Consider the following 25,800-nt stretch of genomic DNA (forward strand, 5'->3'; position numbering starts at 1 on the left):
GTCCCCGCAACCAAATGGTCCCGTGGTGTAGTGGTTAACATGCCTGCCTGTCACGCAGGAGATCGCCGGTTCGACCCCGGTCGGGACCGCCATTTATGTTGGCTCGGTAGCTCAGTCGGTAGAGCAGAGGACTGAAAATCCTCGTGTCGGCGGTTCGATTCCGTCCCGAGCCACCATTTTTTTTATGCCGGCTTAGCTCAATTGGTAGAGCAACTGACTTGTAATCAGTAGGTTGGGGGTTCAAGTCCTCTAGCCGGCATCATTTAGGGGCATAGTTTAAAGGTAGAACTGAGGTCTCCAAAACCTCCAGTGTGGGTTCGATTCCTACTGCCCCTGTAAAGTATATGGGCCTATAGCTCAGCTGGTTAGAGCGCACGCCTGATAAGCGTGAGGTCGATGGTTCGAGTCCATTTAGGCCCACCATATATATTCCGCAGTAGCTCAGTGGTAGAGCTATCGGCTGTTAACCGATCGGTCGTAGGTTCGAGTCCTACCTGCGGAGCCATGGCCCGTTGGTCAAGTGGTTAAGACACCGCCCTTTCACGGCGGTAACACGGGTTCGAATCCCGTACGGGTCATAAAAAAAGAGTCAGCAATATGCTGACTCTTTTTTATTATGTTTAATCCTCTTTTATCATCTTCTTTTTCTGAAATAAATAAAGGGATTTAGGAAAAGCTATGGTATGTATTAAAAGGAGGAGATAAAAATGACACGAGTTCGAGAACTTATGAGTACTCATATTGTACATTGTACACCGCTAGATAATGTATATGAGGCCGCTGTAAAGATGAAAGAAGAATCGGTTGGATTGATTCCTGTTGTTGAAAATGAACAAGTTGTTGGGCTTGTTACTGATCGCGATTTAGTTGTTCGAGGGATTGCTGAGAAACATCCTGGATCTAATAAAATTACAAATGTCATGACAACAAACATTGTTTCAGTTTCTCCAGATGATGCGATTGAAAAGGCTACAGAATTAATGGCACAGTATCAAATTAGACGATTACCAGTAGTTGAAAGCGGTCAATTAGTTGGGATGTTAGCATTAGGTGACTTAGCTATAAGAGAATCGACAGATGATCAAGCGGGATTTGCTTTAGGCGAAATATCGGGACATACAGAATAAAGATAAAACCTTAATAAATGGAAGTCTACTGCCCGCAAATAGTAAGATAAATTACGTATGAAGAACAGATACATCATTCTAGTATATAGACTAAACTAATATGTTAGCGTGATGTATCTAGGGCATTATATAATAGGTATACAGTTCATATTTTCGACAGTTTTGTAACATTTGTCATTCCTAATTTTTAATAAGAGAAAAAATGATATACTGATAGATATAAGCATTATGATAGATTTTGAATATAACAATATTTATCATTATTGATGTAACAATGAATTAATATTTCTTATGTAGATAAAGTGAAACTTTAATCAGCAGGGGAGGGATTCATCATCCAACTGATTATTAGTTGAAAGAGTCGGGCTTTTATGTGCAGTTATCTCCCACCTAATTTCCTCGCATTCGCTGAATTTTGAGGTGGGAGTCTTACTGCCCGCAAATAGCGGGATAAAAAGGGAAGGAGAATTATATGAGGGCTGTACAGGGTGATCCGAATTGGAATTTGGTTACAGATACATATATAGAACCAACTAATTTCGCTGAATTATTTTCTTTGCTTGTACCTTGTCATCCAAAAGGTGAAGGGAACGAGCGTACTATATTAGTGTGGAAAGAAAAAGAATTTTATAAAGAAGAAAATGTAGCGGCGTTTATCGTATACGGAATAAATAAAGTGAAAAATCTACCGCAGTTTCATAAAGATGAAATCCCAACTTTAGTACGTATTCTACGTCTATGCCAAGAGATTGGTTGGTATGAAGAGGCAAATACTTTTATGAAAACACAAGGGCTAGATGAGTTTGTCCAAACGTCATTAGAATATGAAACATGGGACCTTTTGACGCAAGTGGTTGCTTTAAACTACTTAATTATTAAATATCGTATTGGTGAATTAAGAGATGAGGATGCAGAAATTTGGGATAGAGTTAAATTTAATGAGAAATGTATCACAGATTGTAAACATCTATTATCCCATAAAGAAGTATTGGAATTTACATTCTTTTATATGTGCAAGAGAGCGAAGTTACTGTCAAAAGAGCAATTAAATAGTGATATGATGAGTCTAGCGATGTATTGTAATACTTTTGTGTATGATTTATATACACATGACTTATTACGAAAATATCGTAAGTGTACAGACTTTTTATCATATTATGGACCGAGTCAAGCGGTTTTAGCTTGTCAAAGAGCTGTACTTTCTCAAATTTCCGATCGATTAGACCCACTAAAGACAACACATGTAGATGATTATTTATATGTAATGAAAGAAATGATGGAACATATGACGATAGGGGTAATGGATCGTTATGGTCATTTTATTGGAAAGTTACTTTCTTATGTGCCTTTTTTCGAAATGATTCAAGTTCCACAGCATGCATATTATTGTGAAGAATTACTGTATATTTGTAAGGGCATTGAATATAAGGAAGAAATATTACGCAATTATATCTTTATACAATTACATGATTGTTTACCATCATTCTTTAAACTATTTCTTAAAAATAAGCGTTATGCAACGATTCATGATATTTTATTCTATTGGTGCGACGATGAACAAAGAATGAGCTTAGAGAAAAAATATAATCTGAGTTTTATTTATGAAAAATATGCTTGTGGATAAACAGTACTGTTTATATGAAAATTTAATATAAATTAAAAAGGATCTCAAATTTATGTGAGATCCTTTTTTGCTAGTAAAACAAGGAGAAAGTAATTAAGATGAGAAATAACATTCCATAAAGGAGAAATTGTGCAGTATAACTTCCTTGTATACCAAAAAAAGTATTTGTTTTTTCATATAAATTCAATATATATTTCATTGGAGTATCTTTGAAAGATTGGTACACAGTGTCTCCTTTTTCTAAGCCTCTTGTTCATGTTTTTTATTATTAGGGACATTCACGTATCTAGCTATGAATAATAAAATAGCCATAAAGAATACAGGAAGTACGGTAGATACATAAAAACCATTACTAATAACATTTGTTATAAGGGCACTTAATAGAAAAATAGCATTATAGATATGGGCAATTTTTAGTTTTAGTTGCACTTGAAATGATTCCATCATAATTTCTAAAGCAACAAAGGCAATGATAATAGATAAAAATACAGTGTTCGTATTATAAATGATTAAACAAAAAATTAAACCTAAAAAGGCTAAGTATTCAATTAAGAGAGGTATATTGCGTGGCATACAATTTACCTAACTAAATATGGCAGTGGATTTACTGCATTTGTTTTTTCAAAATTCCATTCTCCATTGTGTAGCTCAAAGTGGAGATGTTGTCCGTATGAATGACCTGTGTTTCCCATATGACCTACTAATTGCCCAGTTTGTACTTGATCACCAACTTGTACAGTGCGGTCTTTCATATGAGCATAAACGGTTGTATATAATTTATCGTTTATTTGATGGGAGATGAACACGACATTACCATAACTAGCTGAATAATAAGATTTCACAACTTTACCTGCAGCAGCAGCTTGAATAGAGACGTTACCTTGTGCTGCAATATCTATACCATAATGCATTTGTTCCCAGCGCATATCAAAGGTTGAGCTAACTTTTCCTTGAGTAGGAAATTTGAAAGCAGCTGGAATTGAAGAAGATTGAGCTGTTTGAGCTTGTGATTGCGGTTGATTTTGTACTATATAGTGTTTTGCCACATATCCGTATCCTGTACCAAAACGAATTTTATACCAAGTTCCTACAGTTTCTACTACTTGTACTTGTGTACCATTTTGTAATGAACCAAGTAGAGCACTACTTGTACTAGCATTACTACGTACATTAAGTTTTGGTGTTGCAACTGTGTACTTCGTATTATTTTGAACTGTAGTTCCTTTTACTAAAGGCTGTGAACCATTAGATATGAATGCTTTTTGTACATAACCTGTTTGACCATTATGTAAAATTTTATACCATTCGCCTTGTTCTTCTTGAATGGTAATGAACTTACCGTTTGGTAATACATCTAAAATTGAAGACTCTAAATTAGGTTCAGAGCGAACGTTTAATGCATTAGCATTGACGATGTATTGATTATTAGATTGAAGTTTGTTTTTTAGTAGAATAGCATCTTTTTGTACGTAACCTACTTTATTATTAACAGATACTTTATACCAATCATTCGTTGTTTCAAGTATATTCACTTTCGTATTAAAGCGGATCGTATCAATAGATGTGCTATTTGTATTGTCTTCTTTATGTAAAGTTGCTTGGTCGACTTTGACATATCCAGTTTTAACATTAGATAATTGTTCAGCGTTTGCTTTTTGTACATTTGTTTCGCCCATAGAAGGTAGTAAAGAAGCAATTGCGACAGTAGTTGCTGTTAAAGCAGTAGCTTTCATATTCATATAATAGAGACCTCCTCTAGTTGTATAGTTGTAATTTTATTATAGTATAAAGATATAATATAGTGGGGGTATTCACATAAATGTAATATGAAATCAATATAAAAATAAATTTTTTGAGGATAATGATTCTTTTTAATCCAATTAATTAGGATATCATTTTCTAAAATGGAATATAATTATTGTATAGCTTGATGATTTTGTTGACAATTGAGAAAATTAAAACAGTTGATGATGTCTTATTACGGTGTTATACTGACAGTGATAATTTTATAGTTTGCTAGGAGAGCTGGTGTTGCCAGCTGAGAGTAGGCCGTAAGCCTTTGATCCTTTTCATTACCTGATCTAGATTATGCTAGCGTAGGGAAGCAATTCGGACACTAACTATGAGTCCCCGTTTCTTTGCGTATAGAAACGGGGCTTTTTTATTTAAAAATTTCATATTGAAACCACTAGGGGTGCTTGATGTGCTGAGAGAGGACTAATCCTTAACCCTTACAGACCTGATCTAGGTAATACTAGCGAAGGGAAGTGGAACAACGAATAAATGTATAATTTTATTTGCTGTAACCACTTCTTATATAGAAGTGGTTTTTTTATTTAGATATATATATTGAAGGGGGAAATAGAAATGAAGTTTTGCGATAGATTATTAGAAACTGTGCAACCTGTTTGGGAGAAAAGTCATAATCATCCGTTTGTAGTAGGTATGGGGGATGGTACGTTAGAAAAAGATAGATTTCAGTATTATATTATTCAAGATTATTTATATCTATTAGATTATGCAAAGCTATATGCAATTGGTGTTGTAAAGGCAACGAACCCACAAATAATGGGGAAATTTGCTGAACAAATTGATGGAATATTAAATGGAGAAATGACGATTCATAAACAATATGCAAAACGACTGGGTATTTCTGTAGAAGAAATGGAATCTGCAAAACCATCTGCTAAAAATTTAGCTTATACAAACTATATGATGTCAGTATCTCAAAATGGCACACTTGCAGAATTAATCGCAGCACTTCTTCCGTGTATGTGGAGTTACTGGGAAATTGGAAAGCGTTTAAATGATATTCCGGGAGCAAGAGATCATGAGTTCTTTGGCGAATGGATTCAAGGATATAGTTCTGAAGAATACGGTAATCTTTGTGTTTGGTTAATTGATTTATTAAATGAAATGGCAGTTGGAAAGTCAGAGAAAGAGTTAGAACGATTAGAGGAGATTTTCTTATATTCCAGCCGATTTGAATATTTATTCTGGGATATGTCCTATCGTAAGGAGATGTGGGGATTTGAGGAGCAAGAACATACTACAGTTTCATAATGTTTCTTTTCATTATGATGAGAAACCAATCATCAGTGAATTAAATGCTTCTATACAAGATAAAGAATTTGTCAGTATTATCGGACCAAGTGGTTGTGGGAAAAGTACTTTATTTCGCCTTATAACAGGCTTAGAAGAAGCAAGCGCTGGAAAGATAGAGCTGACAGAAACAAAGAGTCATCCTGTAGGGTATATGCCCCAAAAAGATATGCTCCTGCCATGGAGAACGATTATTGAAAATGCGGCCCTGCCGCTAGAGTGCCAAGGTGTGCAGAAGAAAGAAGCGCAAGTGAAGGCAAAGGAACTGTTGCATAAATTTGGTTTACAAGGATACGAGAAAAAATATCCGAAAGATTTATCTGGAGGTATGAGACAGCGTGTATCTTTTATTCGAACATTGTTAACAGGCGGAGAGATATTGTTATTAGATGAACCGTTTAGCGCGTTAGATGCTTTAACGAAGGCTTCTTTGCAAGAATGGTTGTTTGAACAATGGAAAGAGTGGGAAAAAACAATTTTATTCATTACTCATGATGTTGAAGAAGCATTGTTCCTTTCGAATCGAATTTTAGTAGTGGAACAGCAACCGATAACGACTTTGACTGAGCGAATTGTGCCACTTGGCCATAACAGAACACGAAAGGATTTATATAAACCGGACGTGTTAGCGCTGAAAGAGGAACTTCTTAGTATGTTACAAAGGCAGGTACTTGTATGATGAACCGATTGAAAGAATTAGTTCCTGCCATTACACTTTCTAGTATTTTACTTGTTATGTGGGAAATAGGCGCAAGAATTGTAGATGAGATGTACATTTTACCGTCACCGTCTGCAATCGTAATGAAGATATGGAAACTAAAAGATATATTATTTACGGTTCATTTGCCGGCAACGTTATACGTCGTTTTAATAGGTGTTGTTATTTCTGTCGTATTAGGTGTGGGGCTAGCAATGTTAATGAATGCGAGTACATGGATGGAAAGAGCTTTTTATCCATTATTAGTTGCCTCACAAACGATCCCGATTACCGCGCTTGCTCCGCTCTTCGTTTTATGGTTTGGATACACAATCTGGAGTAAGGTCGTTGTTACAGTTTTAATTACGTTTTTCCCGATTGCGGTCAATACGTATGATGGACTGCGTAGTACGAAAAAAGAATGGGAGGAGCTCTTAGTTACATATGGAGCAACGAAAAAAGACGTTTTTCTTAAGTTAAAGTTGCCATCTGCTCTTCCTTATTTTTTCTCGGCTTTAAAAATTGCAGTCCCACTTAGTGTGATTGGAGCAGCAATTGGGGAATGGCTCGGTGCACAAGCTGGGCTTGGATATTTCAGTAAAAGGATGATGACGCAGTTAGATGGTGCGGGGGTATTTGCACCAATTGTATTGCTATCATTATTAGCTATTTTTTTCGTCATACTTATTTCTATGTTAGAAAAGAAATTCATTAGTTGGAGGAAGCATTCATGAAATTTTTAAAACGCATCATTGTGTTTACATTATTAGTTGCAATGATTGCTGGATGTTCAAGTAATTCAGCATCAGACAAGGGGAAAAAAGAGAAAGAAATAACGGTCATGCTTGATTGGTACCCAAATGCGGTGCATAGCTTTATTTATGCAGCAATTGAAAAAGGATACTTTAAAGAAGAAGGAGTAAAGGTAAATATTAAATTCCCTTCTAATCCGACTGATCCATTAACGTTGGCGGCTGCAGGAAAAGTAACAGTGGGCTTATATTATCAGCCAGATGTTGTCATGGCTAGAGCAAATGAACAAATTCCAGTGAAATCAATTGGAGCTGTCGTACGTTCACCGTTAAATCATGTTGTATCGCTGAAATCAGCAGGCATTCAATCACCGAAAGATTTAGAAGGCAAAACAGTAGGTTACTCTGGAACGCCTTTAAGTGAAGCATATTTAAAAACGATGGTAAAAGAAGATGGTGGTAATCCAGATACAGTGAAAGTAGTTGATGTAGGCTTTGATTTAGTGCCAGCATTAATTACGAAAAAAGTAGATGCTGTAACAGGGGCATACATTAACCATGAAGTACCTGTTATGCGTCATGAAGGTCATGAACCAGCGTACTTTAATCCAGCTGATTACGGCGTACCGAATTATCATGAGCTTGTGTTTGTAACAGGTGACAAAACATTGGAAAAAGATAAAGAAGCTCTGCAAGCCTTTTTACGCGGGGCGAAAAAGGGGTATGACTTTATGAAGAAAAACCCTGATGAAGCATTAAATATTTTATTAGATCATCAAGAAAAAGAAAACTTCCCGCTTGTGCCAGAAGTTGAAAAAGAAAGTATGAAAATTTTATTAGAGAAGATGGAAACGAAAGATGAGCCATTCTTATCAGATTCAAAAGAGTCTTGGGAGAAACAAAGTAAATGGTTGAAAGACAAAGGAATGACGAAAGAAATCGTTCCAGCCGATGAGCTATTCGAAAATATTTTAAAGTAGGCGAATGAATATGAAAAATGAGCTTCACGTAATCTCAAATGGCCATATGCCGTTCGAAGAGTTAGTGAATGTAGCGATGCAAATTGAGAGTGAGATTGATTATTTGCATATTCGTGAGCGTGAGAAAAGTACAAAGGAATTATATGAAGGGGTGGAAAGCCTTTTAAAAAAAGGCTTTCCGGCATCTAAACTTGTTATAAATGACCGAATTGATATTGCTGTTTTATTAAATATCCCGCGTGTACAGCTAGGGTATCGAAGCACAGATGTAAGGTCAGTGAAAGAAAAGTTTTCGTATTTGCATGTTGGTTATTCCGTACATTCTTTAGAAGAAGCGATAGAGGCTTTTAAGAATGGGGCTAATTCGCTCGTTTATGGCCATGTATTCCCAACAGATTGCAAAAAAGGTGTGCCAGCGAGAGGGTTAGAGGAAATTTCGGACATTGCAAAGAGCTTATCGATACCGATTATAGCTATTGGAGGAATTACTCCTGAAAATACAAGGGATGTTCTTGCAAGTGAAGTAAGTGGAATTGCTGTTATGTCTGGAATTGTAAGTAATAGTAACCCGTATAGCAGAGCGAAATCTTATAAGGAATCAATAAGAAAGTGGGCGGGGAAACATGTGTGAGAAGTATGATGTAGCGATTATTGGCGGTGGTGTAATTGGTAGTTCAGTTGCACATTTTCTAGCAGAAAGAGGACATAAAGTAGCAATTATAGAGAAGCAGAGAATTGCCTCGGAAGCCTCGAAAGCTGCTGCTGGCCTGCTCGGTGTTCAGGCAGAATGGGATGCGTATGACCCGCTATTTGAACTTGCTAGAGAAAGCCGTGCTATATTCCCAAAACTTGCAACAGTTTTACGTGAAAAGACGGGTATTGATATTGGATATGAGGAAAAAGGAATATATCGCATTGCTCAAAATGAAGGGGAGAAGGAAAGAATTCTTCACATTATGGATTGGCAGCAAAAAACAGGTGAAGATTCCTATTTTCTAACAGGAGACCATTTACGAGAAAAAGAGCCGTTTCTATCCGAATCAATTATCGGAGCGGTATATTATCCGAAAGATGGTCACGTTATTGCACCAGAGCTTACGAAAGCACTCGCACAGTCTGCAGCCATTTCCGGTGCCGATATATATGAACAGACAGAGGTATTTGATATTCGTATTGAAAATAATAAAGTGACTGGAATTGTTACAAGCGAAGGTATTATCGCGTGTGAGAAAGTCGTTATTGCAGGAGGTTCATGGAGCACGAAGCTACTAGGCCATTTTCACCGTGATTGGGGTACATATCCAGTTAAAGGAGAAGTGGTTGCAGTAAGAAGCAGAAAACCACTTTTAAAGGCACCTATTTTCCAAGAAAGATTTTACATTGCACCAAAGCGCGGTGGGCGTTACGTAATTGGGGCAACGATGAAGCCTCATACGTTCAATAAAACTGTACAGCCAGAAAGTATTACTTCTATATTAGAGCGTGCTTATACAATATTACCGGCTTTAAAAGAGGCAGAGTGGGAAAGCACATGGGCTGGATTAAGGCCACAATCGAATCATGAAGCTCCTTATATGGGAGAGCATGAAGAAATAAAAGGTTTATATGCTTGTACTGGGCATTATCGAAACGGTATTTTATTAAGCCCTGTTTCTGGTCAGTATATGGCTGATTTAATAGAAGGAAAGCAGGAGAATCACTTGCTAGATTCATTGCTTTCTAAAATGGTTTAGAAAGGGGATGGAAGTTTGAATTTAAAAATTAATGGTAACCAAATGGAAGTGCCAGCGAGTGTGAAAACAGTAGCTGAGTTACTTACACATTTAGAGTTAGATAACAGAATTGTTGTAGTAGAGCGTAATAAAGATATTTTACAAAAAGATGATCATAAAGATACATCTGTTTTTGATGGAGACCAAATTGAGATTGTAACTTTCGTAGGAGGCGGTTGATTATGTTAAACATTGGACCATTTTCATTTCATTCTAGACTTTTATTAGGAACAGGAAAATTCCCTGATTTTGATGTACAGCAAAAAGCAATTGATGTATCTGAGGCTGAGGTTTTAACGTTCGCAGTACGCCGCATGGATATATTTGATGCAAAACAGCCTAATTTATTAGAGAAACTTGATGTAAAAAAATATACGTTATTACCGAATACAGCTGGAGCAAAAAATGCTGAAGAAGCTGTTCGTATTGCAAAATTAGCAAAAGCTTCAGGGCTTTGCGATATGATCAAAGTTGAAGTTATTGGTGATGATAGAACGTTATTACCTGATCCGGTAGAAACATTGAGAGCATCTGAAATGTTACTAGAAGAAGGGTTTATCGTACTTCCGTACACATCGGATGATGTTGTATTAGCACGTAAATTACAAGAACTTGGCGTGCACGCGATTATGCCAGGAGCATCTCCAATTGGTTCAGGGCTTGGTATTGTAAATCCGTTAAATTTAAGTTTCATTATTGAACAAGCGACAGTACCAGTTATCGTTGATGCAGGTATCGGTAGCCCAGCTGATGCGGCATTTGCAATGGAATTAGGAGCAGATGGCGTGTTATTAAATACAGCAGTGTCTGGTGCAAAAGACCCTATTAAAATGGCACAGGCAATGAAATTAAGTATTGAAGCAGGACGTTTAGGATTTGAAGCAGGTCGTATTGCACGTAAGCGTTGTGCAACTGCAAGTAGTCCTTTAGAAGGAATGAGCGTAGTTGAATAATCGATATTCTCGCCAAGAACTATTTTCTCCAATTGGAGAAGAAGGACAACAAAAAATAAGAGAAAAGCATGTACTCATTATCGGTGCAGGCGCACTAGGTAGTGCAAATGCAGAAATGTTCGTAAGAGCAGGCGTTGGTACAGTAACGATTGTTGACCGGGATTATGTTGATTGGAGTAATTTACAAAGGCAGCAATTGTACGCAGAGAGTGATGTAGAGAATAACCTTCCGAAGGCTGTAGCAGCAAAGAAGCGTCTAGAAGTGATTAATAGTGAAGTAAGAGTAGAAGCTCTCGTTCAAGATGTAACAGCTGAGGAATTAGAAGAGCTTGTTACAAACGTTGATGTAATTATTGATGCAACTGATAATTTCGAAACGCGTTTCATTGTAAATGATATAGCACAAAAATATTCTATTCCATGGATTTACGGGGCATGTGTGGGGAGTTACGGCCTTTCTTACACCATTCTTCCTAGTAAAACGCCATGTTTATCATGTTTATTACAATCGATTCCGCTTGGCGGAGCAACATGTGATACAGCGGGTATTATATCGCCTGCTGTATCTCTTGTCGTTTCTCATCAAGTAACAGAAGCGCTTAAACTGCTAGTAGAAGATTATGAGTCACTCCGGGATGGACTTGTATCGTTTGATGTGTGGAAGAATGAATATTCATGTATGAATGTACAAAAGCTTCGTAAGCATAATTGTCCTTCGTGCGGAGAGAATGCATTATATCCGTATTTAAATAAAGAAAATACATCGAAAACAGCAGTTTTATGCGGGAGAAATACAGTTCAAATTAGGCCACCTTATAAAGAGGAAATGAATTTTGAACAATATAAAGGGTTGCTGAAAGGTCGCGTGACAGATTTAAATGTAAATCCATATTTACTATCATTTTCTATTGAAGAGAAGAGATTGGTTGCCTTTAAAGATGGACGTGTACTCGTACATGGAACGAAAGATATAAGTGAAGCAAAAACGATTTATCATCGCTATTTTGGATAGAAAAGGATGAGTGGGATGAAAGTAAATAAAGCTTTAACAATTGCAGGGTCTGATAGTGGCGGCGGTGCTGGAATTCAAGCAGATTTAAAAACATTCCAAGAGCTTGGTGTGTATGGAATGACAGCTATTACGGCAATTACTGCTCAAAACACGCTTGGTGTGCAAGGGGTATATCCTGTTCCGTTAGAAGGTATTACGGAACAGCTGAATTCAATTGGTACGGATTTAACACCAGATGCTGTGAAACTAGGAATGTTGTTTAGTAGTGAAATTATTCAAATTGTGGCAGAACAGATTAAGAAATTTGGCTGGAATAATATTGTGTTAGATCCTGTTATGATTGCAAAAGGTGGAGCATCACTATTACAACAAGAAGCAGTGCAAGCATTAAAAGAATATTTATTACCAGTAGCAACTGTTATAACACCAAATGTTCCTGAAGCAGAAGTGTTAACTGGGATGGAGATTCATAATATTGAAGATAGTAAGGAAGCTGCGAAGATATTGCACGAATTAGGTGCTAAATACGTGCTTATGAAGGGCGGACATGCGGAATATCAAGGTAATGAAGTAATTGATTTACTTTTTGATGGAGAAGAGTTTATTGAATTTAGAAGTGAACGAATTCCTTCGAAACAAACGCACGGAAGTGGCTGTACATTTGCTTCAGCAGTTACAGCAGGACTTGCGAAAGGGCATTCAATCGAAGAGGCAGTTCAAGAAGCAAAACGATTTATTAGTATAGCAATTGAAGTGCCGTTGAATATTGGCAGTGGTCATGGACCGACGAATCATTTTGCGTATAAGTTGAATAAAACACAAGCATAGTGAAAATTTAACCCGTGGGGCTATATCCCCACGGGTTATTAATGATTTTTAATATATGTTAGCAAATATGATTGGCTTACATGTGTCCTTTAGATGAGTAAAGTATATAAAAGGTGTGATGATATTAATATGAAAAATATAACATAGGGAATCATAGCTTTCTTATTATTACTTAAGTGTTTACTATAAATTAATAACAAACAAGAAATTAAAAAAATGATTTCTAATGTAGTACGGAATTCAGTATAACTAGGAATAGTAACTAAAATCGCTAGAATTATTAGTGACGAATTGCCTAGAATAGTTATTATTTGAATAAAATTTTTCTTTTTATCCTCGGTCATATACCATCCTCATTTCATCTTTAATTTTTAATCATTTCTTTACTTAGTATTATTACAATACGATTAATGAAAATTCCTATTGAGTGTAAATATTTATAATGTTTAACAATAAAAAACTTGATTTTGAGGAGATTTCTCCTGTTTACTTTTTCCAAATACAAGAGTAATATATCAGCCAGAATACATTTTTTGTAATACGCTGAGTCCAAATGTATGGAGCGGAGGAACCAATTTGTGCAGTGTCACTTGGGGTGAATCTTTCAGTTTTGCAAGTAGGGCTACTCTCAAAGTCCGAACCCGACAGCTAACTTCGTAAGCGTCTTGAGAGAGGACGGTGCCAGGATGGATACATCACTTCATCGGCCCGATTAGTATAGGGGAATATCAATCTACGTTTGAGTTCTTTTATGCTAAGGAGGATGAGGTACATGGAACTAACACTTATTTGTGTTGGAGAAGAAAGCAAGGTAAATAGTTTAATAGATTTAGTAGCCTTTCAACATGAGCTAATTATTTTTACAGCAAATGAAGAGATAGCGGCTGAAGTGAGGAATTGTGGGTTTGATTGGACGTATAGTTGTAGTAAGGGGCAGGATTTTACTAGTATTTGTGAGTGTATTAAGAAGGTGATTTTACTAGGGGATGAGCTTCCAATCATTAGTTTCTTTACAGAACACATTCGCTTTTCTTTTCAAGCACCTATTACTGTTGTTACAAGGAATAAACGATATCCAGCGAGGCTCTATGAAATAATTGGAGCTACATTTGTCGTGTTTACGAATTGTGATAATATTTCTTTTTTATTTTTTGAATAGGGTGGGGGAAAAGAAGATGAAGGTTTTGTTGCTAGGAGATATAGCGAATCGTTGGGCGGTATCGGTAGATCGAGTTCAAGAATTAGTTGTGCTCGACCCTATTTTTCCAAGGCCCTATATCATATTGCCATCAAAAGACGCTTTATATTTAAAAGCAGATGTTATCGAATATGAGCAGCTCCATGCAGAATTGTCACAAGTTTATATTCGCGGGAGAAATTTGCGTACATTTTTACGAGGAGAATAAATAGTGAATAAAAAAGAGCGAATGCTAAGTGCGACAAGCTATGCACTTCATGTTATTCGCTCTTTTCTTTCGTAGTTAAAAGGTTATTTCTGTGAAAAAGAAAGAAAAGACGAGAAAACAGATGAAAGAATATTAATAATACCAAATGTAAGCGTTTAAATAGATGGATTTTTTCTTATTTTCAGTAATTTAGCTCTTTACAAGTGAAATATAGAGGAGTATATTTACTCTCATAAATCATTCATAAAATTTCCAAAAAAACCTAAAATCGCTGAGTTCCAGAAATGGAGCGGGGGAACCAATTTTGTGCATCGTCACTTGGGGTGAATCTTTCAGTTTTGAAAGTAGGGCTACTCTTTAGGCCCGAATCCGACAGCTAACCTCGTAAGCGTTTAGAGAGGAGGTTTACTTTGTGTTGTTCGTTTAGAACACTAAGTAGAGCTTAGTGTTCTTTTTTGATAACTAGATGGTAAATTTTAACAAAAGCGAGGGGTAGCTATGTTAGATGTTGTAATGATCGGGACGTTTATTCTATTAGTTGCATCGATGGTGAGTCTTGCAAGTTGGTCAGATAAAGTTGTGAAGGAAGGAAAGCCATCATGATGATTGCCTTATCAGTTATTGTCGCAGCGATTACGGTGTATTTAGTATATGCATTATTAAATCCAGAGAAGTTTTAATTAGGGGGAATCATTCATTATGATTTGGATTGCAGTCGTTATTACGATGCTCTTGTTTATTTTAGTAGCAAAGCCAACGGGGATTTATTTAGAAAAAGCTTTTCAGGGGAGTAAGACGCTAGATAAAGTATTCGGGCCTTTTGAAAAACTTATTTTTAAAATTACGGGTGTAAAAGCATACAATCAAACGTGGAAACAGTACGCATTATCATTAGTTTTATTAAATGGATTTATGATTGTTGTTGTATATTTCATTTTTAGATTACAAGGGGTATTGCCACTAAATCCAGCGCATATTGAAGGGATGGAGCCTACGCTCGCTTTTAATACAGCGATTAGTTTTATGGCTGATACAAACTTACAACATTACAGCGGTGAAAATGGTTTATCTTATTTATCGCAATTAATTGGGATTACGTTTTTAATGTTTGCGGCACCAGCAACGACGTTAGCGCTTGTTATGGCATTTATAAGAGGGCTTGCTGGAAAAGAACTCGGTAACTTTTTCGTTGATTTTACGAGAGCATTAACGAGAGTGTTTCTTCCTATCGCATTTATTGCAGCACTAGTCTTTGTTGCACTTGGTGTACCGCAAACGTTAGATGGGGCGGTTACAGCACAAACAATTGATGGTGCGAAGCAAAGTATTTTACGTGGTCCAGTTGCCTCATTCGTTGCCATTAAGGAACTTGGAAATAACGGCGGTGGATTTTTCGGGGCAAATTCTACACATCCTTTCGAAAATCCAGGACAAATGAGTAATATTTTGCAAATGATGCTTATGATGTTATTGCCAACAGCACTTCCATTTACGTACGGACGAATGGTAGGAAATAAAAAACAAGGTCGTATCCTTTTCGTTTCACTATTTATGGTGTTTTTATTAGGGTTTATAACGATTACTACATCTGAATTAAATGGGAATCCAGCGTTAAATGGAATGGGTATCGAACATGTACAAGGAAGTACAGAAGGAAAAGAGGTCCGATTTGGAACAGTATTTTCTTCACTATACGCAACAGTAACGACAGCTGCTGAAACCGGAGCGGTGAATACGATGCATGATACGTTAACACCAATTGGCGGGTTAGTTCCACTCGTAAATATGATGTTAAATACAGTATACGGCGGTGTTGGAGCAGGCTTTGTGAACATTATTATGTATGCGATTATTGCGGTCTTTATATCTGGGTTAATGGTAGGACGAACACCAGAGTTTTTAGGTAAGAAAATTGAAGGTAAGGAAATGAAATTAATCGCGGTAACGATATTATTTCATCCATTGCTTATTTTAGGATTTTCGGTATTAGCTCTTTCAACAAATTTAGGAACGGATGCCGTTTCTCATTCAGGTTTCCACGGTTTAACGCAAGTTGTATATGAATACACATCGTCAGCTGCGAATAACGGATCTGGATTTGAAGGTTTAGCAGATAATACACCATTTTGGAATATTACGACTGGTTTAGTTATGTTTTTAGGACGCTATTTCAGTTTAATTACGATGCTAGCTGTGGCATCTTCGCTGAAAGAAAAAACGGTAGTGCCAGAAACAGTTGGAACGTTCCGTACAGATAATGGTTTGTTTGGAGGGATTTTCATCGGAACGATTGTAATTGTTGGAGCGTTAACATTCTTCCCGATGTTAGTACTTGGCCCAATGGCAGAATTTCTTACATTGAAGTAATGGAGGGTAAATGATGAGACCGGTAGTAGTAAAAGAAAAAAGAGTGAACGAACCACAAGTACATGCTGTAGAAGATGAGGTTAGACAAGCGAAAACGATGGATCGTGATATCGTCAAACATGCGATGAAACAATCCTTTGCGAAATTGAATCCGAAAGTAATGATAAAAAATCCGATTATGTTCGTTGTGGAAATTGGATTTATCATTACGTTAATTTTATCCTTTCTTCCAAGTAGTTCTAGTAGTGTACCAGGATGGTTTAATATAACAGTTTCTCTCATTCTATTATTTACAGTTTTATTTGCGAACTTTGCAGAAGCGTTAGCTGAAGGTCGTGGTAAAGCACAAGCTGATTCTTTAAAACAATCGAAGAAAGATGTGTTTGCAAATGTTGTAAAAGAAAATGGAGACATTGTTCAAGTTTCAGCAACTGACCTAAGAAAAGGTGACGTTGTTATTGTAAAGCAAGGTGAAATGATTCCAAATGATGGGGAAGTTATTAAAGGATTAGCGTCTGTCGATGAATCTGCAATTACAGGGGAATCAGCTCCTGTAATAAAAGAAGCGGGCGGTGATTTTTGTTCCGTAACAGGCGGAACGATGGTCGTAAGTGATGAAATTACAATTGTCATTACAAGTAATCCTGGCGAATCATTTATTGATAAAATGATTTCTTTAGTAGAAGGAGCTGCCCGTCAAAAAACACCGAATGAGATTGCTTTAAATACAGTATTAACGAGTTTAACGCTTATTTTCTTAATCGTTGTTGTGACGCTGCCGATTTTTACAAATTATTTAGGATTTCAAATTGATACAGCTGTACTTGTTGCATTGTTAGTTTGTTTAATTCCAACGACAATCGGCGGATTATTATCAGCGATTGGTATTGCTGGGATGGACCGTGTGACAAAGTTTAATGTGTTAGCAATGTCAGGTAAAGCAGTAGAAGCTGCTGGTGATATTAATACAATTATTTTAGATAAAACAGGTACGATTACGTTCGGGAACCGGATGGCACATACATTGCTTCCTGTAGGGAATGAAACGATTGAGCAAGTAGGAAAATGGGCTGCTATTAGTTCTGTTTTAGATGAAACGCCAGAAGGTCGATCTGTTATCGAGTATGTGCAAGCAAAATCTATATCATATAATAGAGAACTTGCAGAACAAGGTGAGTTTGTTCCATTTAAAGCAGAAACGAGAATGAGTGGTGTTGATTTACAGGACGGAACGAAAGTGAGAAAAGGTGCTGTAGGTAGCGTGATTGAATGGGTTAGATCACAAGGCGGAACGATTCCGAAAGATGTAAATCAAAAAGCAGATTTCATTTCAAAAGAGGGCGGGACACCACTTGTAGTTGCAGTAGGTAATCGTATTTACGGTTTAATTTATTTAAAGGATACAGTAAAACCTGGTATGCGTGAGCGTTTTGAACAGTTGCGCCAAATGGGGATTAAAACGGTTATGTGTACAGGTGATAATCCGTTAACAGCAGCAACGATTGCAAAAGAAGCAGGGGTAGATGAATTCGTTGCCGAGTGTAAACCAGAGGATAAAATTGCGGTTATTAAAGCAGAGCAAGATAAAGGGAAACTTGTAGCGATGACAGGTGATGGTACAAATGATGCACCAGCATTAGCGCAGGCGGACGTTGGGTTAGCGATGAATAGTGGGACGACAGCTGCGAAAGAAGCAGCGAATATGATTGATTTAGATTCGAATCCAACGAAAATTATTGAGGTTGTAGGAATTGGTAAGCAATTGTTAATGACGCGTGGTGCATTAACGACGTTTAGTATTGCGAATGATATTGCGAAATATTTTGCAATTATTCCAGCGATGTTTACACTGGCAATTCCGCAAATGGAAGCATTAAACATTATGAAATTAACATCACCGCTTTCAGCAATTTTATCAGCATTAATATTTAACGCTGTTATTATTCCGTTACTTATTCCGCTAGCAATGAAGGGTATTGCATATAAACCGATGAGTTCGAATGCACTACTTAGCCGAAACTTACTCATTTATGGGCTTGGCGGCGTGATCGTTCCGTTCATTGGAATTAAAGTAATTGATATAATTGTCGGCTTGTTCATATAAGGAAGAGGGGAAAAAGATGGCGAAGAAACAAAGTATACTATCACCAATCATCCGTATTACTTTTACATTTTTAGTGTTGTGCGGACTTGTATATCCGCTTATTGTTACTGGGATTGCACAAGCAGTAATGAAGGATAATGCGGATGGAAGTCTAATATATAATGATAAAAATGAAGTGATTGGCTCTAAATTAATCGGTCAAAATTTCACAGATCCACGCTATTTTCATGGGCGTGTTTCTAGTATTGAATATAAAGCAGAAGCGTCTGGTTCAAATAACTATGCACCGTCTAATCCAGATTTAGAGAAACGAGTAGAGAAAAGTATTGAAGAGTGGAAGAAACAAAATCCGAGCGTTCCAGTTACAGAAGTACCGATTGATTTAGTGACAAATTCAGGTTCAGGGCTTGATCCTGATATTAGTCCGAAGGCGGCTTCTGTGCAGGTAGATCGCATCTCGAAATTAACGAATATTCCGAAAGAAACACTAAATCAATTGATTAAGGAGCAAACAGAAGGTGCTGCACTTGGTTTATTTGGAGAAGATCGTGTAAATGTCTTAAAGTTAAATTTAGAATTACAGAAATTAATGAAATAGTAACAGAGCTACCTCAATCTAACAGATTGAGGTAGCGTTGTTTCGAAAGAAAGGTTGTGTGTGTGTTGTATGCGGATGACTATAAACCGACTTTTCAAAGGCGAACGCCAGAGGAATATTTAGAATATATTCGGCAGCAAAATCGTGGGAAGTTAAAGCTATACGTAGGGGCTGCTCCTGGAGTAGGGAAAAGTTATAAAATGCTCTTTGATGCAAGAGAAATGAAAAAAGATGGAATTGATATTGTAATTGGTTTAATTGAAACACATGGAAGAAAAGAGACGGAAGAAGCGATTGCTGATTTAGAAAAAGTTCCTTTAAAAGAAATAGAGTATAAAGGAAAAGTATTTTATGAACTCGATGTAGAAGGAATTATAAAGCGTGCGCCGCAAATTGTTGTTGTGGATGAACTTGCACATAGTAATATTCCGGGGTCGAAAAATAAGAAACGTTATATGGATGTGCAGGAATTGTTAGATTGTGGAATATCTGTATTATCAGCGTTTAACATTCAACATTTAGAAAGTGTGCATGATATTGTAGCTCAAATTACAAATGTAAAAGTACGAGAACGTATTCCAGATTTTATTTTGCAAAAAGCAAATGAAATTCAGCTTGTTGATGCAACGCCTGAGGTACTTCGGAAGAGATTAATAGATGGAAAGATATATAAGGAAGAAAAAATTCAGCAAAGCTTACAAAATTTCTTCACTCTTAATAATTTAGGAGCACTAAGGGAATTATCGCTTCGTGAAGTTGCCGATGATATGGATGAGAAAATTAGCCAAACCGTTATAGAACCAATTGGGGTGAAAGAAAAAATTCTCGTTTGTGTACAATACAGTTCAACAGCAGAGAAATTAATAAGACGGGGATGGCGCATGGCTGATCGGTTAAACGCCGAATTGTATGTATTAAACGTTGAAAGAGAAAATATAGATTCTCTTTCAGCTAGTAAGAAGCAAACAATTGAAGAGTGGAAGTCGCTAACGAATCAATTTGATGCAAGTTTTGTATTAGAAGAATCGAAAGGAAGGAAGCCAGCGGATGTTATTATTGAAGTCGCGAGAAGATTACAAGTAACGCAAATTTTACTCGGACAATCGGCAAGAACGCGTTGGGAAGAAATACGAAAAGGTTCGATTGTAAATGAAATTATGAGGGAAACGAAGTATATCGATATTCATATTGTGGCGGATCAAAGAGTTTAAAATAGAGGCTATCTTTTTTAGTAGTCTCTATTTTGCCTTGTGCGTGTTTTTATCATGTATAAGACTGTGGACGAAAAATATTTTTTTCAAGCCTTTTGAATATAATTTCTAAAAGAACTCATATATAATAGAAAAAGATACTTAACATAGTGAATAATTAAAGAGTCAATATATATAAAGAGGAGAGAGTAACATGCTTGAAAATACAGGGTTAGTATTAGAAGGCGGCGGTATGCGTGGTGTATATACGGGCGGGATACTAGAATACTTTATGGAACAAGATTTATATTTTCCATATGTAATCGGTGTATCAGCTGGTGCTTGTCATGCAGCGTCGTATCTTTCCAGGCAAAGAAATAGAAATAAGACAGTAAATATTGATTATGCATCGCATCCGAAATATTTATCGTATAAAAACTTATGGAGAAAACGTCAGTTATTTGATATGGATTTCATTTTTCATGAAATTCCAGAAAAACATGTCCCATTTGATTTTGAAACATATTTTAATAGCCCAGAGCGTTTCCTTATAGGAACAACAGATTGTGAAACAGGACAGTCTGTTTATTTTGAAAAAGAGGGAACGAATGATGATGCACTAAATTTATTACAAGCTTCTAGTTCGTTGCCTTTCATTGCACCAGTAGTAAATTACCGTGGTAAACAATTGTTAGATGGCGGGATTTCTGATCCGATCCCAGTTCGTAAAGCACAGGAAGATGGATTTAAAAAGTCAGTCGTTATTTTAACGAGAAATCATGGTTACGCGAAGAAAAAATCAAAGTTCGGATGGGTGGCAGCGAAAGCTTATAAAAAATATCCGAACCTTGTTAACACGATGTTAAATCGTTATGAAGTGTATAATGAAACACTTCACTACATTGAAAAAGAAGAGCAAGATGGTAATTTATTTGTCATCCGACCAGAATTGCCGCTTCAAGTAGATCGTATGGAAAAAGATAAGGCGAAATTACAAAGTTTATATGAACAAGGCTATGAAGATGCAAAGAGACAATTTGCGGATTTACAGGCGTTTTTGCAAAGCTAAAAACCTCTATATAGAGGTTTTTTTGTTTATGGTATAATATGGATAAAGGTATGTGGAGAGGTGATACATATGGAAAATGTATATAAAGGGCTTAGACATACTGGGTTTACTATGATGTTTATTTTTAGTAGCGTATTTTTACTGCGTTGGTTCATTCATGATGAAATACTATTAGATCAGCTTATTGGTTGTAGTGTAGGGATGATAATGGTTATTTCATCAATTTTTATTCAAAAGTATAGTAAAGAATTACAGGTGAATGAGAAATATTAATAATTTGTAACTTCTGTTATCTTTTTCATAGTTTAGGAATAGTGGAGACTTTCGTGTGATTGTTGCAAAAGGAAAGTAGAGCATCGGAATTCGATGCTCTACTCTTTTATTTACGCTTCTTTTTAATAAATGAAAAGGCTAAAGCTGTAATTAAAATGCTGCCTTTGATGATATCTTGTGCATAATAAGGAACGTTCATCATTGTGAGGCCATTTAATATAATTCCAATTAATACGGAGCCGAGAAATGTTCCGACTATATTTGGTTTCTTGGCACCGAACATTGCATAACCGATATAGGAAGCTGCAACTGCATCCATTAATAATGGGGCACCAGCTGAAACTTGCCCTGTTCCAACGCGGCTACATAGAATAATACCACCAATGGATGCAAGTAAACCACTAATCATATAAGCATATACACGGTAACGATCAGTAGGGATACCGGCTAGTCTAGCAGCTTCTCGATTCCCACCTGTCATATAAAAGAAACGACCGTACGTTGTTTTTTCTAAAAATAGATGTGCAATTAAAACGACGATAAGCATGATAATGACAGGGACTGGAATTCCTAAAACGGAACCTTGACCGATAAATAAAAAGGATGGAATAAAATGTCCTGTGGCACCCGACATTCCTTCATAAATTGAAGATCCTTTTGAAAATGTTAAGTGTAGTCCATTAACGATGTACATGATACTTAATGTGGCTAGTAAATCTGGTAGTTTAATTCGGATAACGAGTAGTGCATTTAATAATCCAACTAATAGTCCGCAAAGAATAGGAACAAGTAGTGTGACTAATAGTTCTTGTCGATATAAAACGAGACAGGAAGCAGCGGCAATTGTTGCTAAACTAGCAGTAGAGCCGACTGATAAATCAAACCCGTCTACAATCAATGTAAAGGTAACACCGATCGCAAGTAACGTTACGATAGAAATAGAACGTAAAATATCACTAATATTGTTGTATGTAAAAAAAGAATCATTGACGATAGAGAAAAAAATTGTAACACCTATAATGATAGCAATTGTACTAAATTGATAAAAAAGATGAGTAGGTAAATATAGTTTCTTAGTTTTAGTTTTATGAGCGAGATTCAATGGAATAGCTCCCTTCAGATAAATGTAAAAGTTGTTCAGGCGATAGATCGTTTGGCAAGTATTCACCTACAAACTCTCCATTTGCCAGTATAAGAATACGATCGGCGATATGTAGCGCTTCATCTTGTTCTCCTGTGAAATAAATTACAGAGCTTCCGTTTTCTGTAATGTTGCGAATGAATCGAAAAATGTCTTGTTTCGCAGCTATGTCTACACCTTTAGTTGGCTCGTCCAAAAGAAATAGATTAGGTTTGAATCCATCCCACTTTGCAATTGAGACTTTTTGTTGATTTCCACCGCTAAGTGAGTGAATAAAAGCTTTTGGGTCATTTGGTGAAATACTGAAAGAATCAATTGCTGTAGTAGCATTATTTAATTCGTTTTGTTTTCGTCGCCATCCTGATTGGTGTAAATTAGTGTGACTTATTATATCTTCCGAAAGAAATACACCTTGTTTTCTTCTTTCTTCTGGTACAAGTGCGATTTTCGCTTTAATCGCATCTCGTGGTGTTTTAATTGTTATTGTTTGACCATCTATTTTTGCGCGATAAGTATGACGAGCACCAAATAAAGTTTCGGCAAGTGTTGTTTTTCCACTTCCAATTAATCCGTATATCACAACAGTTTCTCCTTTTCGTATTGTAAGAGAAAGGGGAGAATGATCTTCGCGTAATTGAAGCTCTTGTACTTTAAATAATTCTTCGCTCCCGCATTTTGGCGCTGTATTAATAGGTAGTGTAAGTTGTTTGCCAGTCATTGCTTCCACAATTTGCTGATCTGTAATCTTTGTAATGGCTTCAGAAAGGGAAACCTTCCCATTATGTAATACAGTTACATCATCCGCGAAATTTCGAATCTCGGATAAACGATGAGAAATTAAGATAATGCCAATACCTTTTGATGTTAAATCTTTTAAGAGCTTTCCAAAGGTTTCAACTTCTTTTGGCCCAAGAGAAGAAGTGGGCTCGTCTAATAAAAGATAATTTGTATTGTTAGATAAAGCCCTTGCGATAAGAAGTAATTGTTTTTCATGTAATGAGCAGTTTGAAACATCTTCTGAAACATTTAAATTTACCTGTACAGTTTGCAAGTGTTGTTTAGCGAGTGCGACTAATTTTGACTTTGAAAATAGTACTTTATTTTGCATTGCTAAATGATCGATAAGTACATTTTCTAATACAGATAATCCGGGAATAAGTCCGTGATCTACTTCTTGTGTTACGAAAGAAATACCGTGCTGTTTTGCATCGCGTGGTGAAGTAAAGGAAACAGACTGATTATCAATTTTTATATTGCCAGCAACTGGTTGAAATTCACCAGTTGCTATTTTTAGTAAAGTGCTTTTTCCTGCACCGTTCATTCCTAGTAAAGCGTGCACTTTTCCTTTTCGAATATGAATAGAAACATCTTCTAGAACAGGTGTGGCAACATGATAAGAATGTGTAATGTTTTGAAGAGAGAATGTCATCACTTTTTCTCCTTCTCTAATTTTTTCATCCAAGGAGAATATGCATCTTTTGAGTCTCCCCAACCGTTTATATATTTTGATAACTGATCCATCGTTATATTTTCTTTTGGTAAACTATTTTTCTTTACTAAATAAGGTTCTAGTGAATAAATATCTGGCGTTTGTTCACCAGCAATTTTTTTGTATAAAAATCGCACTTGAACTTTACCTACTTCAGCTGGATCAGTTGCAGCAGTAGCTGTCCAAGGAGAGTTTTCTTTTTGTATGAGTTGTAAATCTTCATTACTTAAGTCAATGCTGTATACTTTTATATCTGTACGACCGGCTTGTTCAAGTGCTTTAACAGCCCCTTTAGCAAACTCATCCCACGAAGCAAAAATTGCTTGTAAATCTCCTTTTTTCGGATATTTTTTTAGTAAGGCTTCTACTTGTGTTTGTGTATCAAGCGGTGTGTTATTACTAGCAGTACCGAATCGTGCAACTTCTTTTATATTTGGATAACGTTTATAAAAAGCATCAATGATAACATTGCGACGTTCCATTGGAGCAAATCCGCCAACCCATACGACTGCGATATTTCCTTGTCCATTCAAATCTTCTGCTAATGTTTTTAAGGATTTCCATGCAAGGCTATAGTCATCTTGATCAATAATCGTTACACCAGGCAGGCGTAGGTCGTTATCAAATGCCACTACGGGAATGTTCGCCTGCAAAGCTTTTTCTACTCCCGGTTTTAGTGCTTCAGAGCGGCCGTGATCAATTAAAATTCCATCCACTTTTGAATTAATAGCAGTATCTAAATTTGCAGCCATTTTTGCTAAATCGTTATCAGAATTGTAGACTTGTACACTGCCGCCAAATAGCTCGACTTGTTTTTTGACACCCTCAATATATTGAGAGGAAAAAGTTCCGATGGACATTTGCATGATTAATGCGATTTTTAATGGCTTCTTCACTTGGCTTGGAACTTCTGTTGGTAAGTTGTTTTCTACTGTTGTAGTCGCTTTTTTCACAGTTTGTTGCTTTTGTGAGGAGATAGCATCTTGTTCATTTGTACAAGCTGTCAATGTAAATAAGAGAAAAATAAGTACGATGGAACATAATTTTTTCATAAAAAAATCCCTCCTAAATTAAGAAGAGAGAGGAGGGAGTGAAAATAAAAAACGCCTTTTCATATAGAAAAGACGTCTTATCATATTACTCTTATCTTTCAACACAACGTGTTGTAAGAATTAGCACCGTGCCCATAAATGGGTCGGTTGCCGGGCTTCGTAGGGCTCATCCCTCCACCTGCTCTTGATAAGACATCGAATATTTAACTATTTCGAATTATTCCACAATTTTGTCGTGTTGTCAAATAATTTTTCATAAAAAAA

The 25,800-nt window shown here is 36.4% G+C and carries 27 protein-coding genes, 7 tRNA genes and 5 riboswitches; of the genes, 29 read left to right on the forward strand and 5 right to left on the reverse strand.

Features of this window, described 5'->3' with window-relative positions; translation table 11 throughout:
• The first annotated feature begins 16 nt into the window (after positions 1-16).
• The 9 genes from ACQKNI_RS16515 to ACQKNI_RS16555 all read left to right on the forward strand — a co-directional run bounded on the left by ACQKNI_RS16515 (position 17) and on the right by ACQKNI_RS16555 (position 2,751).
• Positions 17-92: transfer RNA gene (locus ACQKNI_RS16515), tRNA-Asp, on the forward strand.
• 8 nt (positions 93-100) lie between these two features.
• Positions 101-176, forward strand: a tRNA-Phe gene (locus tag ACQKNI_RS16520).
• A gap of 10 nt (positions 177-186) precedes the next feature.
• A tRNA-Thr gene (locus ACQKNI_RS16525) sits at positions 187-259 on the forward strand.
• Between the two features lie 6 nt (positions 260-265).
• Positions 266-336 (forward strand) — tRNA-Trp (locus ACQKNI_RS16530).
• A gap of 10 nt (positions 337-346) precedes the next feature.
• Positions 347-423: transfer RNA gene (locus tag ACQKNI_RS16535), tRNA-Ile, on the forward strand.
• A 7-nt stretch (positions 424-430) separates the two neighbouring features.
• Positions 431-505 (forward strand) — tRNA-Asn (locus ACQKNI_RS16540).
• Between the two features lies 1 nt (position 506).
• Positions 507-578: transfer RNA gene (locus tag ACQKNI_RS16545), tRNA-Glu, on the forward strand.
• 129 nt (positions 579-707) lie between these two features.
• Positions 708-1,127, forward strand: a complete 420-nt coding sequence (locus ACQKNI_RS16550; protein ID WP_088232348.1) for a CBS domain-containing protein — start codon at positions 708-710, stop codon at positions 1,125-1,127.
• Positions 1,128-1,599: 472 nt separating this feature from the next.
• Positions 1,600-2,751, forward strand: coding sequence for a DUF3965 domain-containing protein (locus ACQKNI_RS16555; protein WP_088232349.1), 1,152 nt, complete (start codon positions 1,600-1,602; stop codon positions 2,749-2,751).
• A gap of 240 nt (positions 2,752-2,991) precedes the next feature.
• On the opposite strand, the gene ACQKNI_RS16560 is transcribed toward ACQKNI_RS16555, so the two are convergent.
• Together ACQKNI_RS16560 and ACQKNI_RS16565 are read right to left on the reverse strand one after the other, a co-directional pair.
• The gene (locus ACQKNI_RS16560; protein WP_088232351.1) at positions 2,992-3,324 is read right to left on the reverse strand and encodes a hypothetical protein; all 333 of its coding nucleotides are present in this window, start codon (positions 3,322-3,324) and stop codon (positions 2,992-2,994) included.
• 5 nt (positions 3,325-3,329) lie between these two features.
• The gene (locus ACQKNI_RS16565) at positions 3,330-4,490 is read right to left on the reverse strand and encodes an SH3 domain-containing protein (protein ID WP_088232352.1); all 1,161 of its coding nucleotides are present in this window, start codon (positions 4,488-4,490) and stop codon (positions 3,330-3,332) included.
• 269 nt (positions 4,491-4,759) lie between these two features.
• A riboswitch (TPP riboswitch) is annotated at positions 4,760-4,871 on the forward strand.
• 60 nt (positions 4,872-4,931) lie between these two features.
• Positions 4,932-5,034, forward strand: a riboswitch (TPP riboswitch).
• A gap of 84 nt (positions 5,035-5,118) precedes the next feature.
• On the opposite strand from ACQKNI_RS16565, the gene tenA reads away from it, so the two are divergent.
• The 20 genes from tenA (at position 5,119) to ACQKNI_RS16665 (ending at position 21,854) form a co-directional block, all read left to right on the forward strand.
• A complete protein-coding gene (gene tenA, locus ACQKNI_RS16570; protein ID WP_088232353.1) occupies positions 5,119-5,814 on the forward strand; it encodes a thiaminase II in 696 nt (231 codons plus the stop codon).
• A complete protein-coding gene (locus tag ACQKNI_RS16575; RefSeq protein ID WP_088232354.1) occupies positions 5,783-6,532 on the forward strand; it encodes an ABC transporter ATP-binding protein in 750 nt (249 codons plus the stop codon). The genes tenA and ACQKNI_RS16575 overlap by 32 nt, the downstream gene beginning before the upstream one ends.
• Positions 6,532-7,284: an ABC transporter permease gene (locus ACQKNI_RS16580; protein WP_088232483.1), complete on the forward strand. Its 753-nt coding sequence runs from the start codon at positions 6,532-6,534 to the stop codon at positions 7,282-7,284. The genes ACQKNI_RS16575 and ACQKNI_RS16580 overlap by 1 nt, the downstream gene beginning before the upstream one ends.
• On the forward strand, positions 7,281-8,282 hold the full coding sequence (locus tag ACQKNI_RS16585; protein WP_088232355.1) for an ABC transporter substrate-binding protein: 1,002 nt from the start codon (positions 7,281-7,283) through the stop codon (positions 8,280-8,282). Before ACQKNI_RS16580 ends, ACQKNI_RS16585 begins: the two co-directional genes overlap by 4 nt.
• 10 nt (positions 8,283-8,292) lie before the next feature.
• Positions 8,293-8,913 (forward strand): thiazole tautomerase TenI, encoded by a 621-nt coding sequence (tenI, locus tag ACQKNI_RS16590; RefSeq protein WP_088232356.1) that lies wholly within the window; start codon positions 8,293-8,295, stop codon positions 8,911-8,913.
• The gene (gene thiO, locus ACQKNI_RS16595) at positions 8,906-10,015 is read left to right on the forward strand and encodes a glycine oxidase ThiO (protein ID WP_088232357.1); all 1,110 of its coding nucleotides are present in this window, start codon (positions 8,906-8,908) and stop codon (positions 10,013-10,015) included. Before tenI ends, thiO begins: the two co-directional genes overlap by 8 nt.
• Before the next feature lie 15 nt (positions 10,016-10,030).
• A complete protein-coding gene (gene thiS / locus ACQKNI_RS16600) occupies positions 10,031-10,234 on the forward strand; it encodes a sulfur carrier protein ThiS (RefSeq protein WP_088232358.1) in 204 nt (67 codons plus the stop codon).
• Positions 10,235-10,236: 2 nt separating this feature from the next.
• Positions 10,237-11,007, forward strand: a complete 771-nt coding sequence (gene thiG, locus ACQKNI_RS16605; protein ID WP_088232359.1) for a thiazole synthase — start codon at positions 10,237-10,239, stop codon at positions 11,005-11,007.
• Positions 11,000-12,019 (forward strand): thiazole biosynthesis adenylyltransferase ThiF, encoded by a 1,020-nt coding sequence (thiF, locus tag ACQKNI_RS16610; RefSeq protein ID WP_088232360.1) that lies wholly within the window; start codon positions 11,000-11,002, stop codon positions 12,017-12,019. The genes thiG and thiF overlap by 8 nt, the downstream gene beginning before the upstream one ends.
• 6 nt (positions 12,020-12,025) lie before the next feature.
• Positions 12,026-12,847: a bifunctional hydroxymethylpyrimidine kinase/phosphomethylpyrimidine kinase gene (gene thiD, locus ACQKNI_RS16615; RefSeq protein ID WP_280147282.1), complete on the forward strand. Its 822-nt coding sequence runs from the start codon at positions 12,026-12,028 to the stop codon at positions 12,845-12,847.
• A 531-nt stretch (positions 12,848-13,378) separates the two neighbouring features.
• A riboswitch (cyclic di-AMP (ydaO/yuaA leader) is annotated at positions 13,379-13,526 on the forward strand.
• 93 nt (positions 13,527-13,619) lie between these two features.
• Entirely contained in the window at positions 13,620-14,006 is a 387-nt protein-coding gene (locus ACQKNI_RS16620) for a hypothetical protein (protein WP_280147283.1), read from the forward strand.
• A gap of 16 nt (positions 14,007-14,022) precedes the next feature.
• On the forward strand, positions 14,023-14,253 hold the full coding sequence (locus ACQKNI_RS16625; protein ID WP_280147284.1) for a hypothetical protein: 231 nt from the start codon (positions 14,023-14,025) through the stop codon (positions 14,251-14,253).
• A gap of 259 nt (positions 14,254-14,512) precedes the next feature.
• Positions 14,513-14,658: riboswitch (cyclic di-AMP (ydaO/yuaA leader) on the forward strand.
• Positions 14,659-14,751: 93 nt separating this feature from the next.
• Positions 14,752-14,856 (forward strand): hypothetical protein, encoded by a 105-nt coding sequence (locus ACQKNI_RS16630; protein ID WP_088232364.1) that lies wholly within the window; start codon positions 14,752-14,754, stop codon positions 14,854-14,856.
• Complete coding sequence (gene kdpF, locus ACQKNI_RS16635) at positions 14,853-14,933, forward strand: K(+)-transporting ATPase subunit F (RefSeq protein WP_000972378.1); 81 nt, start codon at positions 14,853-14,855, stop codon at positions 14,931-14,933. The genes ACQKNI_RS16630 and kdpF overlap by 4 nt, the downstream gene beginning before the upstream one ends.
• A 19-nt stretch (positions 14,934-14,952) precedes the next feature.
• Positions 14,953-16,620 (forward strand): potassium-transporting ATPase subunit KdpA, encoded by a 1,668-nt coding sequence (gene kdpA / locus ACQKNI_RS16640; protein ID WP_427282504.1) that lies wholly within the window; start codon positions 14,953-14,955, stop codon positions 16,618-16,620.
• 13 nt (positions 16,621-16,633) lie between these two features.
• Positions 16,634-18,724 carry a potassium-transporting ATPase subunit KdpB gene (gene kdpB, locus ACQKNI_RS16645; protein WP_140417471.1) on the forward strand — a complete coding sequence of 697 codons (2,091 nt, stop codon included), beginning with the start codon at positions 16,634-16,636 and terminating at the stop codon, positions 18,722-18,724.
• Positions 18,725-18,740: 16 nt separating this feature from the next.
• A complete protein-coding gene (gene kdpC / locus ACQKNI_RS16650; protein ID WP_088232367.1) occupies positions 18,741-19,322 on the forward strand; it encodes a K(+)-transporting ATPase subunit C in 582 nt (193 codons plus the stop codon).
• A gap of 56 nt (positions 19,323-19,378) precedes the next feature.
• Complete coding sequence (gene kdpDN, locus ACQKNI_RS16655; RefSeq protein WP_088232368.1) at positions 19,379-20,533, forward strand: KdpD-like non-kinase potassium sensor; 1,155 nt, start codon at positions 19,379-19,381, stop codon at positions 20,531-20,533.
• A gap of 193 nt (positions 20,534-20,726) precedes the next feature.
• The gene (locus ACQKNI_RS16660) at positions 20,727-21,581 is read left to right on the forward strand and encodes a patatin-like phospholipase family protein (RefSeq protein ID WP_088232369.1); all 855 of its coding nucleotides are present in this window, start codon (positions 20,727-20,729) and stop codon (positions 21,579-21,581) included.
• A gap of 69 nt (positions 21,582-21,650) precedes the next feature.
• Positions 21,651-21,854 carry a hypothetical protein gene (locus tag ACQKNI_RS16665; protein ID WP_088232370.1) on the forward strand — a complete coding sequence of 68 codons (204 nt, stop codon included), beginning with the start codon at positions 21,651-21,653 and terminating at the stop codon, positions 21,852-21,854.
• A gap of 106 nt (positions 21,855-21,960) precedes the next feature.
• Here the strand turns inward: ACQKNI_RS16665 and ACQKNI_RS16670 are convergent, their stop codons facing one another.
• From ACQKNI_RS16670 to ACQKNI_RS16680, 3 genes are read right to left on the reverse strand one after another with little or no spacing between them, the layout of a single operon-like run.
• Positions 21,961-22,956, reverse strand: a complete 996-nt coding sequence (locus ACQKNI_RS16670; protein WP_098252359.1) for an ABC transporter permease — start codon at positions 22,954-22,956, stop codon at positions 21,961-21,963.
• A complete protein-coding gene (locus ACQKNI_RS16675) occupies positions 22,940-24,427 on the reverse strand; it encodes a sugar ABC transporter ATP-binding protein (protein ID WP_141555226.1) in 1,488 nt (495 codons plus the stop codon). The genes ACQKNI_RS16670 and ACQKNI_RS16675 overlap by 17 nt, the downstream gene beginning before the upstream one ends.
• The gene (locus ACQKNI_RS16680; protein WP_088232373.1) at positions 24,424-25,536 is read right to left on the reverse strand and encodes a sugar ABC transporter substrate-binding protein; all 1,113 of its coding nucleotides are present in this window, start codon (positions 25,534-25,536) and stop codon (positions 24,424-24,426) included. Before ACQKNI_RS16680 ends, ACQKNI_RS16675 begins: the two co-directional genes overlap by 4 nt.
• An 88-nt stretch (positions 25,537-25,624) precedes the next feature.
• Positions 25,625-25,730: riboswitch (SAM riboswitch) on the reverse strand.
• Positions 25,731-25,800 lie beyond the last annotated feature (70 nt).

The sequence above is a fragment of the Bacillus sp. NPDC094064 genome (genome assembly GCF_050279585.1).
Lineage (GTDB): Bacteria > Bacillota > Bacilli > Bacillales > Bacillaceae_G > Bacillus_A.

What these genes read in the sequence shown, in the direction of transcription:
- kdpC (WP_088232367.1), top strand. Translation starts at nt 18,741, where the DNA reads ATGGCGAAGAAACAAAGTATACTATCACCAATCATCCGTATTACTTTT.
- ACQKNI_RS16680 (WP_088232373.1), bottom strand. Translation starts at nt 25,536, where the DNA reads ATGAAAAAATTATGTTCCATCGTACTTATTTTTCTCTTATTTACATTG.
- tenA (WP_088232353.1), top strand. Translation starts at nt 5,119, where the DNA reads ATGAAGTTTTGCGATAGATTATTAGAAACTGTGCAACCTGTTTGGGAG.
- ACQKNI_RS16555 (WP_088232349.1), top strand. Translation starts at nt 1,600, where the DNA reads ATGAGGGCTGTACAGGGTGATCCGAATTGGAATTTGGTTACAGATACA.
- kdpB (WP_140417471.1), top strand. Translation starts at nt 16,634, where the DNA reads ATGAGACCGGTAGTAGTAAAAGAAAAAAGAGTGAACGAACCACAAGTA.
- ACQKNI_RS16665 (WP_088232370.1), top strand. Translation starts at nt 21,651, where the DNA reads ATGGAAAATGTATATAAAGGGCTTAGACATACTGGGTTTACTATGATG.
- ACQKNI_RS16625 (WP_280147284.1), top strand. Translation starts at nt 14,023, where the DNA reads ATGAAGGTTTTGTTGCTAGGAGATATAGCGAATCGTTGGGCGGTATCG.
- tenI (WP_088232356.1), top strand. Translation starts at nt 8,293, where the DNA reads ATGAAAAATGAGCTTCACGTAATCTCAAATGGCCATATGCCGTTCGAA.
- ACQKNI_RS16550 (WP_088232348.1), top strand. Translation starts at nt 708, where the DNA reads ATGACACGAGTTCGAGAACTTATGAGTACTCATATTGTACATTGTACA.
- ACQKNI_RS16565 (WP_088232352.1), bottom strand. Translation starts at nt 4,490, where the DNA reads ATGAATATGAAAGCTACTGCTTTAACAGCAACTACTGTCGCAATTGCT.
- ACQKNI_RS16560 (WP_088232351.1), bottom strand. Translation starts at nt 3,324, where the DNA reads ATGCCACGCAATATACCTCTCTTAATTGAATACTTAGCCTTTTTAGGT.
- kdpA (WP_427282504.1), top strand. Translation starts at nt 14,953, where the DNA reads ATGATTTGGATTGCAGTCGTTATTACGATGCTCTTGTTTATTTTAGTA.
- ACQKNI_RS16585 (WP_088232355.1), top strand. Translation starts at nt 7,281, where the DNA reads ATGAAATTTTTAAAACGCATCATTGTGTTTACATTATTAGTTGCAATG.
- ACQKNI_RS16660 (WP_088232369.1), top strand. Translation starts at nt 20,727, where the DNA reads ATGCTTGAAAATACAGGGTTAGTATTAGAAGGCGGCGGTATGCGTGGT.
- thiG (WP_088232359.1), top strand. Translation starts at nt 10,237, where the DNA reads ATGTTAAACATTGGACCATTTTCATTTCATTCTAGACTTTTATTAGGA.
- ACQKNI_RS16630 (WP_088232364.1), top strand. Translation starts at nt 14,752, where the DNA reads ATGTTAGATGTTGTAATGATCGGGACGTTTATTCTATTAGTTGCATCG.
- thiO (WP_088232357.1), top strand. Translation starts at nt 8,906, where the DNA reads ATGTGTGAGAAGTATGATGTAGCGATTATTGGCGGTGGTGTAATTGGT.
- ACQKNI_RS16620 (WP_280147283.1), top strand. Translation starts at nt 13,620, where the DNA reads ATGGAACTAACACTTATTTGTGTTGGAGAAGAAAGCAAGGTAAATAGT.
- thiD (WP_280147282.1), top strand. Translation starts at nt 12,026, where the DNA reads ATGAGTGGGATGAAAGTAAATAAAGCTTTAACAATTGCAGGGTCTGAT.
- ACQKNI_RS16580 (WP_088232483.1), top strand. Translation starts at nt 6,532, where the DNA reads ATGAACCGATTGAAAGAATTAGTTCCTGCCATTACACTTTCTAGTATT.
- kdpF (WP_000972378.1), top strand. Translation starts at nt 14,853, where the DNA reads ATGATGATTGCCTTATCAGTTATTGTCGCAGCGATTACGGTGTATTTA.